Below are 16,739 nucleotides of genomic sequence, written 5' to 3' on the forward strand. Positions count from 1 at the left end.
AGAAACTGACCGCTATCGTTCCTGTGCACTTCATCAACGAAGCTGCTCCAGTGAAGAAAGGCGGCGAAATCTCGCACGTTGTTGCCGAGATCGAAGTTTCCTGCCTGCCAAAAGACCTGCCTGAGTTCATCGAAGTCGACCTGGCTAACGCTGAAATCGGCACCATCGTTCACCTGTCGGACCTCAAAGCTCCTAAAGGTGTCGAGTTCGTTGCTCTGGCACACGGCGATGACAAGGCAGTAGCCAACGTCCACGCTCCACGTGTTGCACCAGAAGCTACCGAAGAAGGCGCAGCAGAGTAATTTCACTCTGTTCGTCGGAGTGAGTGAAACATCGCGGACTGGAACGTAGCGAGAAAGCGGGCGGGAACGCGGAGTTTACATTCATGGTAAATGAGCAATTTTCGTCCACTTTCGCCGCCTTCACTGATCGCGGCGATGTTAACCACCACTCCAAGGAAGGGCCCCTATCGTGACTGCCATCAAACTGATCGTTGGCCTGGGTAATCCAGGCGCTGAATACGAACAGACCCGGCATAACGCAGGGGCCCTTTTTGTTGAGCGCATCGCTGCCACGCAAGGTGTGAACCTTGTGGCCGATCGCAAATATTTCGGCCTGACCGGGCGCTACTCGCATCAGGGTCAGGATGTTCGTCTGCTGATTCCCACCACCTACATGAACCGCAGCGGCCAGGCCGTGGCGGCACTCGCCGGTTTCTTCCGCATCAAGCCTGAAGAAATCCTGGTGGCGCACGACGAACTCGACCTGCCTCCGGGCGTCGCCAAGCTCAAGCAGGGCGGCGGCCATGGCGGTCACAACGGGTTGCGCGACATCATTGCGCAACTGGGCAATCAGAATACTTTCTACCGCCTGCGGCTTGGCATCGGCCACCCGGGCGTCGCCAGTATGGTTTCAAATTTCGTCCTGGGTCGTGCGCCACGCTGCGAACAGGAAAAACTCGATGCCAGCATCGACTTTGCCCTCGGCGTGCTGCCGGATCCGGAATCCTCGCCGGTGAATGGAACCGCGCGATGAAAAACCTGCACAGCCAGAAGGCCTGACACTAATCCGAGGGGAAACACCATGGGATTCAATTGCGGCATCGTCGGCCTGCCTAACGTCGGCAAGTCCACCCTGTTCAACGCCCTGACCAAATCCGGTATCGCGGCCGAGAACTTCCCCTTCTGCACCATCGAGCCGAACAGCGGCATCGTGCCGATGCCGGATCCACGTCTGGAAGCCCTGGCGGCCATCGTCAATCCCAAGCGCATCCTGCCGACCACCATGGAATTCGTCGACATTGCTGGCCTGGTGGCCGGCGCCTCGAAAGGTGAAGGTCTGGGCAACAAGTTCCTGGCCAACATCCGCGAAACCGACGCGATCGCTCACGTGGTGCGCTGCTTCGAAGACGACAACGTGATTCACGTTTCCAACAGCGTCGACCCCAAGCGCGACATCGAAATCATCGACCTGGAACTGATCTTCGCCGACCTCGACAGCTGCGAGAAGCAACTGCAGAAAGTCGCACGCAACGCCAAGGGCGGTGACAAGGACGCAGTCGTTCAGAAAGCTCTGCTTGAGCAACTGATCGCGCACTTCACCGAAGCCAAGCCTGCGCGCAGCCTGATGAAGAACATGAGCGCGGACGAGAAGGCCGTCATCAAGGGCTTCCACCTGCTGACCACCAAACCGGTCATGTACATCGCCAACGTCGCTGAAGACGGTTTCGAGAACAACCCGCACCTGGACGTGGTCAAGGCCATCGCCGAAGAAGAAGGCGCCATGGTGGTTCCGGTGTGCAACAAGATCGAAGCGGAAATCGCCGAGCTGGATGACGGCGAAGAGAAGGACATGTTCCTCGAGGCCCTGGGCCTGGAAGAGCCTGGCCTGAACCGCGTGATCCGCGCCGGTTACGAAATGCTCCACCTGCAGACCTACTTCACCGCCGGTGTCGAAGAAGTCCGCGCCTGGACCGTCAAAGTCGGTGCCACCGCACCACAAGCTGCTGGCGTGATCCACACCGACTTCGAAAAAGGCTTCATCCGCGCCGAAGTCATCGCCTACAACGACTTCATCCAGTACAAGGGCGAAGCCGGTACCAAGGAAGCCGGTAAATGGCGCCTGGAAGGCAAGGAATACATCGTCAAGGACGGCGACGTGATGCACTTCCGCTTCAACGTCTAAGCGTTACGCCCAAGAAAAAGCCGCGTTTGATACGCGGCTTTTTTGTGCCTGAAATTTATCGACCAACACATTCCCCTGTAGGAGTGAGCCTGCTCGCGATGGCGGTGTGTCAGTTGACGTAACTTAATCTGACACACCACCATCGCGAGCAGGCTCACTCCTACAGTTTAAACGGTGGGGGTCAGGCCTTTTTGGTGCGCGGCAGGAAGATCGCCAGCACGCCAAACAACGGCAAAAACGAACACAGGAAGTACACGTACTCAATCCCGTGTATATCCGCCAGATGCCCCAGCAACGCCGCACCAATCCCGCCGAAACCAAACATCAAGCCGAAGAACACCCCGGCAATCATCCCGACGTTACCCGGCACCAGCTCCTGCGCATACACCACAATCGCCGAGAACGCCGAGGCGAGAATGAAGCCGATCACCACACTGAGGACAGTGGTCCAGAACAGATCGACGTGCGGCATCAGCAAGGTGAACGGCGCCACGCCAAGGATCGAGAACCAGATCACCGCCTTACGCCCGATCTTGTCGCCGATCGGCCCGCCGAAGAACGTCCCCGCCGCCACCGCACCGAGAAACAGGAACAGATGCAGTTGCGAGCTGGCCACCGACAGGTCGAATTTCTCGATCAGGTAGAAGGTGAAATAGCTGGTGAGGCTGGCCATGTAGAAATACTTGGAGAACACCAGCAGGCCGAGCACCACCAGCGCACTGATCACCCTGCCCTTCGACAATCCGTGAGTCGCCGCTTGGCCAGCCTTGAGCTTGAACAGGTTGAGGTGATGGGCATACCAGCGGCTGATGCGATACAGCACGAACAACGCAAACACCGCGAACAATCCAAACCACGCCACGTTGCCCTGACCGAACGGAATGATGATCGCCGCCGCCAGCAACGGGCCGAACGCGGAACCGGCGTTACCACCGACCTGGAAGGTCGATTGCGCCAGACCAAAGCGTCCACCGGAGGCCAGCCGGGCAATCCGCGAAGCCTCGGGGTGGAACGTCGAGGAACCGATCCCGATCAGCGCCGCCGCCAGCAGAATCAATGGAAAACTGCCGACCACCGACATCATCACGATGCCAATCAGCGTGCAGATCGAACCTGCCGGCAACAGCCACGGTTTCGGATGGCGGTCAGTGTGATAACCGACCCACGGCTGCAGCAGCGATGCTGTCAGTTGAAAGGTCAGGGTAATCAAACCGACTTGGGTGAAGCTCAAACCATAGTTGGCCTTGAGCATCGGATAGATCGACGGCAGCACTGACTGAATCAGGTCGTTGATCAAATGCGCCAGCGCCACCGCGCCGATGATACGCATCACCAACGGGCTGCTTTGGGGAGGAGCGGACGCCGAGGCAGCGGCGGTCTGAGCGTTGCTGATAGCCATGAAAGTTTCCGTACAGCAGATGGGTGCACGCAGGCAGGTGCGCCAATGTGCCATTTTTCGGTGCGCCAGCGCCATCCCCTTAGCCAGCTAACTAACCAACCGAACGCCCTAGTCCTGTAGGAGCTGCCGAAGGCTCGGGCCGCGATCGGACGATCTTTTGATTTTGTTTTTAAAGGGCAAGATCAAAAGATCGCAGCCTGCGGCAGCTCCTACAGGGAGAAGGGTGATAGCGCAACGCCATGGTCTGAATCTTGCCTTGCTTCTCTCCTCGAACGCGGCCGCCTTACAAAGGCAGCCGAGAATGGGAAGTTTCGCTACAGAGCCGGCCTACAGAGCGGGCGAGAGTGAACTTTCGAGGCCTTTTAGCAGGGCACGACATCGAGGTCGCACGACCGCGATGCACGCCATCGGTGCGTGGTGTCCAGAGGAGTCATGAGGCATGCAGGCTTTCTTGTCACCGGGGATCAAATTGCTGGGGCGGTTTGGCTTCGCACGTAAATTCCAGCTGTTGTTTCTGCTGTTCATTCTGCCGTTGGCCGGCAGCCTGTTGATGATCGGCCAGGACTATCGCGACAGGCTCAATCTGATTTCCGGCGAACGCGCCGGGGTGCGGCAGTTGCTCAGCCTCGATGCGCTGGACAACCTGCTCGCCGCCCAGCGTGACCGCGCCGCCCGTTGGCGCGCCACCGAAACCAATCGCCAGCCGACCCCGGCGACCCTCGCCGCCATGGCTGCATTTGACGCCGTGCAACCGGCCGTCCAGCAAGCCACCAGCGATTTGGGCAACGCCCTGAACAAGGAAGGCGCCGAAGGCGAAACCCTCGCCCGCTATCAAGCCCTGCAAACCAGGCTCGGCGGTCTGGATTCGAAAAGCCTGAGCAGCGTCGGCTGGTGGCCGGACGGTTACGATCGCTTCACCAACGCCCTCAGCGCCCTGCAAGCCTTGCGCGAGCAGATCGTCATGGACAACCGCCTGACCCTCGCGCCGTGGCTGGAAACCTATCTGCTGACACAGATCTCCACGCAGCACGCGCCGGACCTGATCGAGCGCGTAGGTCGTCTGGCGGCGGTCGGCCAGGCTTCGGTGGTCTCGGGACAATTCACCCTGCAAAGCCGCTTGCAGCTGCGCGACCTGCGCGGCCGCATCGGCGACGCCCGCGAGCAGCTTGTCAAAACCGCCGGCCTGCTCGAAGCGCGCCTGCCGAGCGATCTGCAAACCTGGGCCGGTCAGTACCACGACAGTCTCAAGCGTCTCGACGCTGGGCTGAAAGTGCTGGATGACGGCGTGTTCGGCGGCAGCATTAGCCTCAAACCGGAAGACTTCGAACGCAGCCTCGACGCCCTGCTGGGCGACCTCGCCTCGTTGCGCCAGCAATCGCTGCTGTCGCTGGATCAGCGTCTGGATGCCTACCACGCTTCGGCGATTCGCCAGTTCATCGTGGTCGCCGCCGTGTTCGGTTGTCTGCTGCTGGCGGCGCTGTATCTGTTCGTCTGCCTGCAAGCCTCGATCCGCCGCAGCGCCAGCGGCATCACCCTGCTCGCCGAAGCCCTGCGCGACGGCAATCTCAGTCTGCAAGTGCCGGTGGTGGGCCGCGATGAGCTGGCGGCGATCAGCACCGCGCTCAACGTCGCCGTGGTGCAACTGCGCGCGAGCATGCTCGGGGTCGATCACGAAACCTCGCAACTAAGTCACGCTGTGCGCAGCCTCAACGATCATTCCAGCGGCGCGCTCAGCGAAGTCGAAGCGCAGCAATTGCAGATCAGCCAGATCGCCGCCGCTGCCACGCAACTGGCCGCCACTTCGCAAGGTGTGGCGCAGAGTTGCGAACAGGCTTCCGGCAGCGCGCAGCACACGCGGCGCATCGCCGCCGACAGCAGTCGCGACAGCCAGCGCACCACGGCGAGCATTCAACAGCTTAATCAACGCCTGAACGACACCGCCGCCGCGCTCGGTCGAGTCAGCGAGCAAGGCCAGCAGATTCAACTGGTGGTCGACACCATTCGTGGCGTCGCCGAGCAGACCAACCTGCTCGCGCTCAACGCTGCGATCGAGGCGGCACGCGCCGGCGAACAGGGACGCGGGTTTGCCGTGGTCGCCGACGAGGTGCGCAGCCTGTCGCAACGCACTCAGTCATCGACCGCGCAGATCGCCGGCACGGTCGATAGCCTGCGCGCCACGGTCAACGAGGCGGTGAGCCTGATGGAAGCCGCCTGCGGCCAGGCGCAATCGGATGCCGCAGCCGTGACCGGTCTTGGTGAACGCCTCGGCGAAATCGCCAGCGCCGTACAAAGTGTCACCGACACCCTCGCGCAAATCGCAACCGCCGTGGAAGAACAGGCGAGCACCGCCGATGAGGTCAGCGGCAATATTCAGCAGGTCGATCAGGCCGCTGTGCGCTTGCTGGAAGGCGCCCGCGCAGTGAATCTGGCGGCGGACACCTTGAGCCAGGGCAGCAAAGCCCTGAGCGATAACACCGCTCGCTTCCGCCTCAGTTGATCCGCGCTTCGGGGAAGTCCGCTTCCAGCTCGGTCTTCAGCCACTGAATAAACCACGCCGCATCCGCCGACAGTTCGGCGGACGGCGTGAGCACCCGATAGCTTTCCAGCTTCACCTGCGCGTCCACCGCGCGCACCAGTTTGCCGGACTTGAGTTCCTCGCGAACCAGCACTTCGTTGGCCAAGGCAATGCCCTGCCCGCTCTCGGCCACCGACAGTGCGTGATCGTTGTTGACGTAAAGCATGTCGGAATTGAGGTGAATATCCAGCTCGTGGGCGGCGAACCACAGGTTCCACCATTCGCCGTCATCGACGTGGATCAGCTCATGCCGAACCAGATCCGCCGGGCCGGTCACAGGCCCGATACTGGCGAGATATTGCGGGGTACAGATTGGAAACACGCGCGGGCAGATCAGCGCTTCACGGGAATCGGCGTATTGCCCGTCGAGGCCGTAGACGATGCCCAGATCAGCGCTCTTGCCGTCGACTTCGGTGAAGGTCGAGTTCGGTTCGATGGCGAACTTCAAACCCGGGCGCAAATGGCGCATTGCTTCGATGCGCGGCATCAGCCAGCGCTTGGCAAACCCCGGCACCACCATGATCCGCAACCAGCGCTCGGCATCCTTGGGCTGCGCCTCTTTGCCGGCCTCGATGATCAACTGCAACGCGGCGCTGATCTTGCGGTGGTACTTCTCCCCCGCCGGCGTCAGGTTGACTCCGCGCGAAGTGCGCTCGAACAACTGAATGCCCAGCCACTCCTCCAGAAGCTTCACATGCCGACCAATCGCCGGCTGGGTCACGTGCAGGGCTTTCGAGGCCTCGACATAGCTTCCCAGACGCGCGGCGGCATCGAACGCACGCACCGCGTTGAGCGGCGGCAAACGGTGGTCGGGCATGATTCCTGGCACCTTTGGCTGTTAAATTAACTAACACCTGCCATGTTTAAATTGAAGTGTCGCCCCGCGCAACCCCTGGCTGATAATCGAGCCACAGCAGAACAAAAAAACAGCTGGTTTCACCCCGTACGCAATCTCGATCCTGCCCAGAAAAATAATATCCATGGCCCGACGACGTCGCTGATTCGCAGCGCAATCGCAGGCGATGGGGGAATCGGAGGTAACGCATGAATGCCCTGCATTCGCTGCAAACACTGGCGGTGTCGATCCGCTCGGTGCGCAAGGTTTACGGTGACCCGAACACCGGTCCGGTGGCGTTGAAAAACATCGACCTGGACATTCGCGACAACGAATTCTTCACCCTGCTCGGCCCTTCCGGCTGCGGCAAGACCACCCTGCTGCGGATGATCGCCGGCTTCGAGTTTCCCACCGAAGGCGAGATTCTGCTGTACGGCGAAAACATCGCTGATCGCCCGCCGTTCCAGCGCCCGGTCAACACAGTGTTTCAGCATTACGCATTGTTCCCGCACATGACCATCGCCGAGAACCTGGCCTTCGGCCTCGAATCGCATCCAATGGGCAAGGTGCTGAACAAAGCGCAAATCGCCGAGCGCGTGCGCGAGATGCTCGCGCTGGTGCAGATGGAACGCTTCGCCAATCGCAAACCGGCGCAGCTGTCCGGCGGCCAGCAACAACGTGTGGCGCTGGCCCGTGCGTTGGCACCGCACCCGAAAGTCCTGCTGCTGGATGAGCCACTGTCGGCCCTCGATCTGAAGCTGCGCCAGGCCATGCGCGAAGAGCTGAAAACCATTCAGGCCAAGACCGGCATCACCTTCATCTTCGTCACCCACGATCAGGAAGAAGCGCTGACCATGTCCGACCGCATCGCCGTGTTGTCCGAAGGCGAAGTGCAGCAGGTCGGCCGCCCGGAAGACATCTACGAACGCCCGCGCAATCGCTTCGTGGCCGACTTCATTGGCGAAAGCAATTTCATCCAGAGCACGGTGACGAAGATCGAGGATGGCCAAGCCTGGTTCGCCGGGCCGGCCGGGCATCCGTTGCCGGCGCAATCGTGCAGCGACGTGGCGATCGGCGCCAGCGTGACCTTGTCGGTGCGCCCCGAGCGCCTGCATCTGGTGCCCGCCGCGACCGAAGCCGCGCTGCCGTGCCGGATCGAAGCGCAGATCTATCTGGGCACCGATCTGCAATATCAGGTCAGCCTCAGCGACGGTTCGCGTCTCACCGTGCGCACGCCCAACTGCGTCGACCAAAGCCTGCGCTTTGCCGTCGGCAGTCAGGCCGGTCTGTTGTTCGACCGCGGAAGCGCCAGCGTCCTGCACGATTGAGCCCGAGGAGTTGCCATGCACGCCTTACCGATTGCCAACACGCTGGAACGCCGCAAGGCTTTCCAGAGCTTCCTCGGAGTCAGCCCGGCACTGCTCGCCATTGGCCTGTTTCTGCTGGTGCCGATCCTGATCGTCATCGGCTATTCGCTGATGGAAGCCAACCCCTACGGCGGGGTCAACAAAGTCTTCAGCACCGATGCGTACACCTCGTTGCTGTTCGAACGGCAAATGGACGACAGCCTCGCGTTCGCCGACTCCTACCTGATCATCGCCCTGCGCTCGATCGGTATCGCCGGCCTGACCACAATCATCACCCTGCTGATCGGGTTCCCGGTGGCGGTGTGGCTGGCCATGCAGCCGGCGCACCGGCGTGGCTTGCTGATCTTTCTGATCACCGTGCCGTTCTGGGCCAACCTGCTGATCCGCACCTACGCGTGGATTCTGCTGCTGCGCAACACCGGGGTGATCAACAACAGCCTGATGGGCATGGGTGTGATCCATGAGCCGTTGCAGTTGTTGTACACCGACGGCGCGGTGCTGCTGGGGCTGGTTTATACCTATGCGCCGTTCGTGGTGTTGCCGATCTACGCGACGCTGGAAAAGATGGATATCCGTCTGCTCGAAGCCGCTCAGGATCTGTATGCCGGCCGCGGGCGCACTTTGCGCAAAGTGGTGTTGCCGATCGCCAGACCGGGAATTCTCGCCGGCGCCATCCTCACGTTCGTACCGTGCCTGGGCGCGATGATCGCCCCGGAACTGCTCGGCGGCGGCACGCGGATGATGCTTGGCAACCTGATCTTCCGGCAGTTCAGCGATGCGCGTAACTGGCCGTTCGGCGCCGCGCTGTCGCTGGTGCTGATGGCCGCGGTGATGCTGGTACTGACCGCATATGCCCTGCGCGCCGAGCGCCAGCGCATCGCCAAGGGAGGTGCGTGATGCTCGGATTATTCAAACGCAAAGGGCTGGGCGTGCAGGACTTCCCCGGCTTCGGCGGCTTCAGTTTCCTGTTCTATTTGTACCTGTATGCGCCAATCGTGGTGCTGGTGGTGTTCTCGTTCAACGCCAACCAGTCGGCGACGGTGTGGACCGGCTTCAGCCTCGATTGGTACCGCGCCGCGTTCGCCAATCAGGCCCTGCGCCAGGCCGCCGGCAACAGCCTGTTGATCGCGGTCTGCGCGAGCATGATCGCCACGGCGATTGCCACCCTCGCCGCCCTCGGCACCTCACGCGGCGCCAAGTTCAAGGGCCTGCAATTGTCGATGGGCGCGATCATGTTGCCGCTGGTGCTGCCGGAAATCGTCGTCGGAGTGGCGACGCTGGCGCTGTTCTCCACCATCGGCCTGTCGCTGGGTTACGGCAACCTGATCATCGCCCATACGGTGTTCTGCATTCCGTTCGCCTACCTGCCGATCCGCGCTCGCTTGAACGACATGGACCTGTCACTGGAACAAGCCTCGGCCGACCTCTACGCCGGCCCGTGGCGGACCTTTCGCAAAGTGACCTTGCCGCTGCTGATGCCGGGGATTTTTTCCGGGCTGATGCTGGCCTTCATCGTCTCGCTGGATAACTTCGTGATCTCGATGATGGTCTCCCAGGCCGGTACCACGACGTTGCCGATCTTTATCTTCGGCCTGCTGCGCATGGGCGTGACACCCGACGTCAACGCCGTGTCGACCCTGATCCTGGGCGTCTCGGTGCTGTTTGTGAGCCTCTCTTACCTGCTGGGCAAAAAGAACGCCTGAACCTTCCAAGAACCGTGGGGAAATAGCATGAGCAAGTGGATGAAAAGCGTCGGCACTGCGTTGTTCCTGACTGTGCCGCTGGCGATGACCGGCAGCGTTCAGGCTGCGGAAAAACTCAACGTGGTGAGCTGGAGCGGCTACTTCTCGCCGGAGATTCTCGCCAAGTTCCAGAAGCAGACCGGCATCGAAGTTACCGTCGACTCCTACGACTCCAACGAGACCCTGCTGGCGAAACTGAAACAGGGTGGCGCCGGGTATGACGTGGCGATTCCGTCGCACCAGTTCATTCCGATCCTGATCAAGGAAAACCTGCTGGAGCGTTTCGATCCGGTCAAGGAGCCGTACTACGCCAGCGTTGTGGACAACCTGAAAAAACCGAGCTGGGACCCGGAAGGCGCCTATTCGGTGCCGTTCATCTGGGGCACCACCAGCGTGGTCCTCGACAGTGCGCGCTACAACGGCCCGGCCGACAGCTACAAGGTTTTGTACGAGCCGCCAGCCGAGCTGCAGGGGCGGATCAACATGTTCGATTCGGTCAGCGACATGGTCGACATGGCGAGCCTGTACCTGAACATTCCGCTGTGCAGCGAAGACCCGAAACAGATGCAGCAGATCCTCACGCTGCTCAAGGCGCAGAAGCCATTCGTGAAGACCTACAGCTCCAAGGCCGGCTCGATCCGCGAGAACCTCGCCTCGGGTGAAATCGACATGTCGATGTTCTGGGGCGGCTCGTCGATGCGCGCCCGCGAAATGAAACCTAGCCTGAAATACCTGTACCCGAAAGAAGGCGTGCTGGCCTGGGTCGACAACATGGTCATCCCCACCGGCAGCAAGAATCCGGCGAATGCCAAGGCGTTCATTGCGTTCCTCAGCCAGCCGGAAAACTCGGCGATGACCCAGAACTTCCTCAAGCACCAGAGCCCGATCAAAGGCGTCGAACCGTTCCTCGATGCGGCGCTCAAGGATGCGCCGGAATTGCACATTCCCGAGGGCACTCACGTGGTGTTCAGCAAGACCTGCGGCGAAGGCGCGATCCGCCTGGCCGACCGTCTCTGGACCAACCTGATGCGTTGATCCCTGCCGCCCCGGCATGATGCCGGGGCGTTTCTTCAGCCGTCTGAAAGGCGCCGTTGTCATGAATTCCAATAACATCAGCGAACTGGTCCTGCTGCAGGCCCACGAGCTCGCCGAACGCATCCGCCTGCGCCAGGTGTCCTGCCGCGAAGTGATGCAGACTTATCTTGCCCATATCGAACGTTTCAACCCGCAGGTCAATGCGCTGATCAGCCTGCAGTCACCGGAAACCCTGCTGGCCCAGGCCGATGCGCGCGATGCCGAGCTGGCGCGCGGTGAATACCGGGGCTGGATGCACGGCCTGCCCCACGCGATCAAGGATCTGTCGCTGACCCAGGGCATCCGCACCACGCTCGGCTCCCCGCTGTTCAAGAACTTTATCCCCGAGCGCGACGGCATCATGGTCGAGCGGATCAAGGCTGCCGGCGCGATCATCATCGGCAAGACCAACACCCCGGAATTCGGACTCGGTTCGCAGAGTTACAACCCGCTGTTTGGCGCCACTGGTTGCGCCTTTGACCCGAGCAAAACCGCGGGCGGCAGCAGCGGTGGCGCGGCGGCAGCGCTGGCGATGCATCTGGTGCCGGTGGCCGATGGCAGCGACATGATGGGGTCGCTGCGCAACCCGGCGGCGTTCAACAACATCTTCGGGTTTCGACCTTCTCAGGGCCGCGTGCCGTTTGATGACAGTGCCGATCTGTTTTTCGATCAGCTCGGGTATGAAGGGCCGATGGCGCGCAGCGTGAGGGATGCGGCGTTGCTGCTGTCGGTGCAGGCCGGGAGCGATGCGCGGGCGCCGTTGTCCATCGCTGAATCCGGCGAAGCCTTTGCGGCGCCGCTGGAGCGTGATTTCAGAGGCACGCGGTTAGGTTGGCTGGGGGATTTCAACGGTTATCTGCCGATGGAGAGCGGCATCCTCGGACTGTGCGAAAAAACCTTTGCCGACTTCGAAAGCCTCGGCTGCCGGGTTGAGTCGGTTGAACCGGGTTTCGCCCCCGAGCGGTTGTGGAGCAGTTGGCGGACGTTGCGGCACTGGATGGTCGCGGGGTCGTTGGGCGCGGCCTACGCCGATCCGCAGAAGCGCGCGCAGCTGAAACCGGAAGCCTGCTGGGAAGTGGAAAACGGCCTCAAGCTCTCGGCCAGCGAAGTGTTCGCTGCCTCGGTGGTGCGCAGCGACTGGTATCGGGCGATCTCGCGCTTGTTCGAACACTACGACTATCTGCTGCTGCCGAGCGCCCAAGTCTTCCCGTTCGATAAAACCCAGCCGTGGCCCAAGGCAATCGAAGGCGTGGCCATGGACACGTATCACCGCTGGATGGAGGTGGTGATCCCCGGCACGTTGTCCGGTTGTCCGGTGGCCAGCGTCCAGGCCGGCTTCAATGCACAGGGGTTGCCGATGGGGCTGCAGATCATCGGCCGGCATCAGGCGGACTTCGCGGTTCTGCAACTGGCGCACGCCTATGAACAGGCAAGCCGCTGGTTCGAACGCTGCCCTTCACCGCTGCTCGGCCCATGATTTTGATAAACGGTTGAAAGCGTAGAAAAAATTTTTAAATTTACGCTTGACGCTTTTCCATTTCAGGGGAATAATGCGCGCCACTTGGCTACATAGCTCAGTTGGTTAGAGCATAGCATTCATAATGCTGGGGTCCGGGGTTCAAGTCCCTGTGTAGCCACCAAGTACTAAAAACGGCTTACCGAAAGGTAAGCCGTTTTTTTATGCCTCGAAAAAACCATCATCTCTGGTGAGGGGATTCATGCCCTTCTTGCCCAGTAAAAAGCGAACAGGACGGCTGCGCAGTCCATCGGGGATAAATCCCCTCGCTACAGGGCTATTCAGAATTCTCTGCCGACAGGGCCATCAGCCCCTTCGCCCAGATCTGCCGGGTTCGCAACCCGACCATCGCCCGCCAGTCCGGATCTGCCGGATAGAACTGCTCCAGCAGATTCAACTTGATAGCCTGCCCCGTGGCATCCAGCGGATCACCATGCAGATGCAGCCAATGGTCATCGCGCAAATGCCGATGCACGTCTGGCCCCGGATACGTCCCGCACTCGATCACGAATGGCATCAGTTGCACATTGGGCAACGCATTGAGCAGCGCCTGTGAGGTGTACCCGGTAGCCGTCGCTGCCACACCGGTTTCGCTCAAGGTCTCGGCGCCGGTGTGCAGCGTGTAAAGCCATGGGCCATAAATCGCCTGTGCCTGCGCGAGTGCCGGATAAGGCGCCTGGGTGATGGTGAGCAACATCGGATGCCCGTACTCCCCTGCCCCGGTGTGCAGGTCGAAGCACATGACGGTTTCAGCGCCAGCCACATGTGCGTCGATGATCTGATGCAACGTGCGATTCGACCAGCTCGGCGCGCGGCCGCCATAGAACAGTCCATCGGGATGGCTATGCTGGCCGCCCTCGACAATCGACATCACCGCCGGCCAGCCGTGTTCGGCAATCTGCGCATCGAGCAAGGCATCGGCGCGCTTACGCTCGGGGCCGTGCAAATCGGTGCAGGCGTAGATCTCGTGCAGTGTGGCGTAGGCGCGGTTGTCCGGCAGCGGCCCGGTGAAATCCAGGTGATTGCGGTTGAGGTCGATGTTGTCTTCGTTGACCCGGCGCAGCCACGCGGTACCCCATGGATTGATCAGGTGAATCATCACTACCGCGACATCCTTGGGCAGCGAGCCGGGCACGAAGGTCTTCAGCCAGTCGATCTGGCAATCCGAACCGTAATAGCCCTCGACTCCGTGAGTACCGCTGAGCGCCACCAGCCGGCGCTTTGCCTGTGGATCACCGAGCACCGCGACGTCAGTGCTCAAGGGTTCGCCGAAGGGGCCGCAACGCGGATGTGCGTAGGAGGTGAGCGTGGCTCCGGCAGTTTGGGAGGCGGTCAGAAACTGTTCGCGTTGATCGCGGTAACTGGACTCGGTTGGAAACTCGCTGTGCATATCGTTCTCTTGTGATTTTTATGGCTTGACCTGTGTAGGAGTGAGCCTGCTCGCGATAGCAGTGGGTCAGTCAACTTAGATGTTGAATGTTATGACGCCATCGCGAGCAGGCTCACTCCTACAGGGGGGTGTTTGCGGTCGTTCGATTGAGGTTGACCCTAGCGAACATCCGCCCCGAAAAGAAAGACAAAAATGCCCGCCGGTTTGCTTCGCGACCGACCGGTCGATAAAGTCCGTCAGACCCTTCACCCCACGGACGGAGAGCACCACGTGTTTCCAGCCCTGCCCCTGAGCCGCTTTCGCCTGCCTGCCCTGACGCTGATCATCAGCGCCCTGACCCTCACCGCGTGCAACGCCCCGCCCTCCTCGACCTTGCCATTGGCCCCGGAAGCGGCCTCGGGCTATCGCACCGATCTGCAGACCCGTCACGCCAGCAAACACATGGCCGCTGCCGCCAACCCGCTGGCCGCCGAGGCCGGGCGCGAGATGCTGCGCAAAGGTGGTTCGGCGATTGATGCAGCGATTGCGATGCAGGCGGTGCTGACCCTGGTCGAGCCGCAATCCTCCGGGATCGGCGGCGGTGCGATGATCGTGTTGTGGGACGGCAAACAGGTGCGTACCTACGACGGTCGCGAAACTGCCCCGGCGGGTGCCACCGAGAAGCTGTTCCTGCAGGCCGACGGCAAACCGATGCCGTTCCCGCAAGCGCAGATCGGCGGTCGCTCGGTGGGCACGCCGGGCGTGTTGCGTGCGCTGGAAATGGCACACAAACAACACGGTCGACTGCCGTGGGCCACGCTGTTCGAACCGGCGATCAAGCTCGCCGAGCAGGGTTTTGCGATTTCGCCGCGCCTGCATTCGCTGCTGGAATCCGACCCGGTGATCCGTAAATCGCCGGACATGGCCGCGTACTTTCTCAACAGCGACGGCAGCGTCAAAGCCGTCGGCACGCGTCTGCAGAATCCGGCATTGGCCGCCGTGCTCAAGCGCATCGCCAACGAAGGCCCGGACGCGCTGTACAAAGGCCCGATCGCCGAAGAGATCGTCGCCAAGGTGCAGGGCCACGCCAACCCCGGCAGCCTGTCGCTGAATGATCTGCAGCGTTATCAGGCCAAGGAACGCGCCCCGCTGTGCACCGACTACAAACGCTGGCAGGTCTGCGGCATGCCGCCGCCGTCGTCGGGCGGGATCGCCGTGGCGCAGATTCTCGGCACCTTGCAAGCGCTGGAAAGCCGCGACCCGCGCCTGTCGCTGACACCGCTCAAACCAGTGAAAACCGATAAACCCGCCGGCATCGAACCGGCACCACAAGCGGTGCACCTGATCGCCGAAGCCGAACGCCTGGCCTACGCCGACCGCGCGCAATACGTGGCCGACACCGACTTCGTCCCGGTGCCGGTCAAAGGCCTGGTCGATCCGGGTTATCTGGCCAGCCGCGCCAGCCTGATCGGCGAGCGCAGCATGGGCAGCGCCCAACCGGGCACCCCGCCGGGCGTGCAGGTGGCCTACGCGCCGGATCGCTCGCCACTGCGCATCTCCACCTCGCAAGTGGTGGCGGTGGATGACCTCGGTGGCGCGGTGTCGATGACCACCACCATCGAAGCGGCGTTCGGCTCGCACCTGATGGTTCAGGGCTTCCTGCTGAACAACCAGATGACCGACTTCTCATTCATCCCCGAAGAGAACGGGCAGAAAGTCGCCAACCGCGTCGAACCCGGCAAACGCCCACGCTCGTCGATGGCGCCAACCCTGATCTTTGATAGAAACAGTGGCGAATTCCTCGCCAGCGTCGGCTCACCGGGCGGCTCGCAAATCATCGAATACGTGGCGAAAACCACCGTCGGCCTGCTCGACTGGAACCTCGACCCGCAAAGCGCCATCAGCCTGCCCAACTTCGGCAGCCGCAACGGCCCGACCGAACTGGAACAAGGCCAGTTCAGCCCGGCGCTGATTCAGGCGTTGAAAGATAAAGGGCATGTGGTAAATGAAATCGACATGACCAGCGGCACGCAGGCGATCGTGCGGACCAAGGATGCGCAGGGTAAAGCATCGTTGGCCGGTGGTGCCGATCCGCGGCGTGAAGGGGAAGCGTTGGGGGATTGAGGCGACGCAGGAAAAAGAAAAGGCTTACCGCGAGGTAAGCCTTTTTTGTTGCCGATAAGTTCTATTCATCTACTCACCGTCGCCTTTTCCTACCCCGAAAATTAGCTGCCACGGCTAGAGTAAGTGACCGTTCAGCAAACAATACTTTCGGGATCTGCTGGCATTTATGACCACACAAATGTTCGAACCGTATGCCCATCAAACGCCAACAGTCTTGCATCAGTCCCATAGCGGGACTAGGATCGCGTCATGAGAATTATCGCTGTCAGTCAGCTGAAAAACTTTTGGGAACGGTATCCCGAGTCAGAGCAATCGCTGTTGGCGTGGATTGATGAAGCAAGAAAAGCAAGCTGGTCAACTCCGTCGGACATCAAAGCTCATTTCGCTTCTGCGAGCATTCTGAAAAGCCGCAGAGTGGTGTTCAACATCAAGGGCAATGACTTTCGCCTGATCGTAGCCGTGGCCTATCGCTTCGGTGCCCTATACATAAAATTTGTCGGCACCCACAAGCAGTACGATGCAATCGACGCTGATACCGTCGAAATGGAGTAACC

At 61.1% G+C, this 16,739-nt stretch carries 12 protein-coding genes, 1 tRNA gene and 2 pseudogenes; 12 read left to right on the plus strand and 3 right to left on the minus strand.

Annotation, left to right across the window (positions count from 1 at the left end; translation table 11 throughout):
- The 3 genes and pseudogenes from ACIP8I_RS25600 to ychF form a co-directional block, all read left to right on the plus strand.
- A pseudogene (locus ACIP8I_RS25600) lies at nucleotides 1-302 on the plus strand (50S ribosomal protein L25); the annotation flags it as partial.
- Nucleotides 303-471: 169 nt separating this feature from the next.
- Nucleotides 472-1,061 (plus strand): annotated as a pseudogene (pth, locus tag ACIP8I_RS25605) (aminoacyl-tRNA hydrolase).
- A 22-nt stretch (nucleotides 1,062-1,083) separates the two neighbouring features.
- The gene (gene ychF / locus ACIP8I_RS25610; protein WP_400764681.1) at nucleotides 1,084-2,184 is read left to right on the plus strand and encodes a redox-regulated ATPase YchF; all 1,101 of its coding nucleotides are present in this window, start codon (nucleotides 1,084-1,086) and stop codon (nucleotides 2,182-2,184) included.
- Nucleotides 2,185-2,365: 181 nt separating this feature from the next.
- Here ychF and ACIP8I_RS25615 read toward each other — a convergent pair whose 3' ends face one another.
- Nucleotides 2,366-3,583 (minus strand): MFS transporter, encoded by a 1,218-nt coding sequence (locus ACIP8I_RS25615; RefSeq protein ID WP_400764682.1) that lies wholly within the window; start codon nucleotides 3,581-3,583, stop codon nucleotides 2,366-2,368.
- Nucleotides 3,584-4,022: 439 nt separating this feature from the next.
- Between ACIP8I_RS25615 and ACIP8I_RS25620 the strand changes: the two genes are divergently transcribed.
- Entirely contained in the window at nucleotides 4,023-6,080 is a 2,058-nt protein-coding gene (locus ACIP8I_RS25620) for a methyl-accepting chemotaxis protein (RefSeq protein WP_400764683.1), read from the plus strand.
- On the opposite strand, the gene ACIP8I_RS25625 is transcribed toward ACIP8I_RS25620, so the two are convergent.
- Complete coding sequence (locus tag ACIP8I_RS25625; protein ID WP_400764684.1) at nucleotides 6,073-6,975, minus strand: LysR substrate-binding domain-containing protein; 903 nt, start codon at nucleotides 6,973-6,975, stop codon at nucleotides 6,073-6,075. The two genes, ACIP8I_RS25620 and ACIP8I_RS25625, sit on opposite strands and share 8 nt — an antisense overlap.
- 227 nt (nucleotides 6,976-7,202) lie before the next feature.
- On the opposite strand from ACIP8I_RS25625, the gene ACIP8I_RS25630 reads away from it, so the two are divergent.
- The 6 genes from ACIP8I_RS25630 (at nucleotide 7,203) to ACIP8I_RS25655 (ending at nucleotide 12,816) form a co-directional block, all read left to right on the plus strand.
- Nucleotides 7,203-8,321, plus strand: a complete 1,119-nt coding sequence (locus ACIP8I_RS25630) for an ABC transporter ATP-binding protein (protein WP_400764686.1) — start codon at nucleotides 7,203-7,205, stop codon at nucleotides 8,319-8,321.
- A gap of 15 nt (nucleotides 8,322-8,336) precedes the next feature.
- On the plus strand, nucleotides 8,337-9,257 hold the full coding sequence (locus tag ACIP8I_RS25635; protein WP_400764687.1) for an ABC transporter permease: 921 nt from the start codon (nucleotides 8,337-8,339) through the stop codon (nucleotides 9,255-9,257).
- A complete protein-coding gene (locus ACIP8I_RS25640) occupies nucleotides 9,257-10,063 on the plus strand; it encodes an ABC transporter permease (RefSeq protein ID WP_400764688.1) in 807 nt (268 codons plus the stop codon). The genes ACIP8I_RS25635 and ACIP8I_RS25640 overlap by 1 nt, the downstream gene beginning before the upstream one ends.
- 39 nt (nucleotides 10,064-10,102) lie before the next feature.
- The gene (locus ACIP8I_RS25645) at nucleotides 10,103-11,137 is read left to right on the plus strand and encodes an extracellular solute-binding protein (RefSeq protein ID WP_400764710.1); all 1,035 of its coding nucleotides are present in this window, start codon (nucleotides 10,103-10,105) and stop codon (nucleotides 11,135-11,137) included.
- A 61-nt stretch (nucleotides 11,138-11,198) separates the two neighbouring features.
- Complete coding sequence (locus ACIP8I_RS25650) at nucleotides 11,199-12,653, plus strand: amidase (RefSeq protein ID WP_400764690.1); 1,455 nt, start codon at nucleotides 11,199-11,201, stop codon at nucleotides 12,651-12,653.
- 86 nt (nucleotides 12,654-12,739) lie between these two features.
- Nucleotides 12,740-12,816, plus strand: a tRNA-Met gene (locus tag ACIP8I_RS25655).
- Between the two features lie 153 nt (nucleotides 12,817-12,969).
- Here the strand turns inward: ACIP8I_RS25655 and ACIP8I_RS25660 are convergent.
- A complete protein-coding gene (locus tag ACIP8I_RS25660) occupies nucleotides 12,970-14,082 on the minus strand; it encodes a DUF2817 domain-containing protein (RefSeq protein WP_400764691.1) in 1,113 nt (370 codons plus the stop codon).
- Between the two features lie 270 nt (nucleotides 14,083-14,352).
- Between ACIP8I_RS25660 and ggt the strand changes: the two genes are divergently transcribed.
- Both ggt and ACIP8I_RS25670 read left to right on the plus strand, forming a co-directional pair.
- Complete coding sequence (gene ggt / locus ACIP8I_RS25665; RefSeq protein WP_400764693.1) at nucleotides 14,353-16,185, plus strand: gamma-glutamyltransferase; 1,833 nt, start codon at nucleotides 14,353-14,355, stop codon at nucleotides 16,183-16,185.
- A 249-nt stretch (nucleotides 16,186-16,434) separates the two neighbouring features.
- Nucleotides 16,435-16,737, plus strand: a complete 303-nt coding sequence (locus ACIP8I_RS25670) for a type II toxin-antitoxin system HigB family toxin (protein WP_095136800.1) — start codon at nucleotides 16,435-16,437, stop codon at nucleotides 16,735-16,737.
- The last annotated feature ends 2 nt before the right edge of the window (nucleotides 16,738-16,739 follow it).

It is taken from the genome of Pseudomonas sp. NPDC088414 (genome assembly GCF_044753325.1).
Lineage (GTDB): Bacteria > Pseudomonadota > Gammaproteobacteria > Pseudomonadales > Pseudomonadaceae > Aquipseudomonas.

Excerpts from the sequence above, each read along its gene's own strand:
- ychF (WP_400764681.1), top strand. The coding sequence starts at position 1,084 with ATGGGATTCAATTGCGGCATCGTCGGCCTGCCTAACGTCGGCAAGTCC.
- ACIP8I_RS25615 (WP_400764682.1), bottom strand. The coding sequence starts at position 3,583 with ATGGCTATCAGCAACGCTCAGACCGCCGCTGCCTCGGCGTCCGCTCCT.
- ACIP8I_RS25620 (WP_400764683.1), top strand. The coding sequence starts at position 4,023 with ATGCAGGCTTTCTTGTCACCGGGGATCAAATTGCTGGGGCGGTTTGGC.
- ACIP8I_RS25625 (WP_400764684.1), bottom strand. The coding sequence starts at position 6,975 with ATGCCCGACCACCGTTTGCCGCCGCTCAACGCGGTGCGTGCGTTCGAT.
- ACIP8I_RS25630 (WP_400764686.1), top strand. The coding sequence starts at position 7,203 with ATGAATGCCCTGCATTCGCTGCAAACACTGGCGGTGTCGATCCGCTCG.
- ACIP8I_RS25635 (WP_400764687.1), top strand. The coding sequence starts at position 8,337 with ATGCACGCCTTACCGATTGCCAACACGCTGGAACGCCGCAAGGCTTTC.
- ACIP8I_RS25640 (WP_400764688.1), top strand. The coding sequence starts at position 9,257 with ATGCTCGGATTATTCAAACGCAAAGGGCTGGGCGTGCAGGACTTCCCC.
- ACIP8I_RS25645 (WP_400764710.1), top strand. The coding sequence starts at position 10,103 with ATGAAAAGCGTCGGCACTGCGTTGTTCCTGACTGTGCCGCTGGCGATG.
- ACIP8I_RS25650 (WP_400764690.1), top strand. The coding sequence starts at position 11,199 with ATGAATTCCAATAACATCAGCGAACTGGTCCTGCTGCAGGCCCACGAG.
- ACIP8I_RS25660 (WP_400764691.1), bottom strand. The coding sequence starts at position 14,082 with ATGCACAGCGAGTTTCCAACCGAGTCCAGTTACCGCGATCAACGCGAA.
- ACIP8I_RS25670 (WP_095136800.1), top strand. The coding sequence starts at position 16,435 with ATGAGAATTATCGCTGTCAGTCAGCTGAAAAACTTTTGGGAACGGTAT.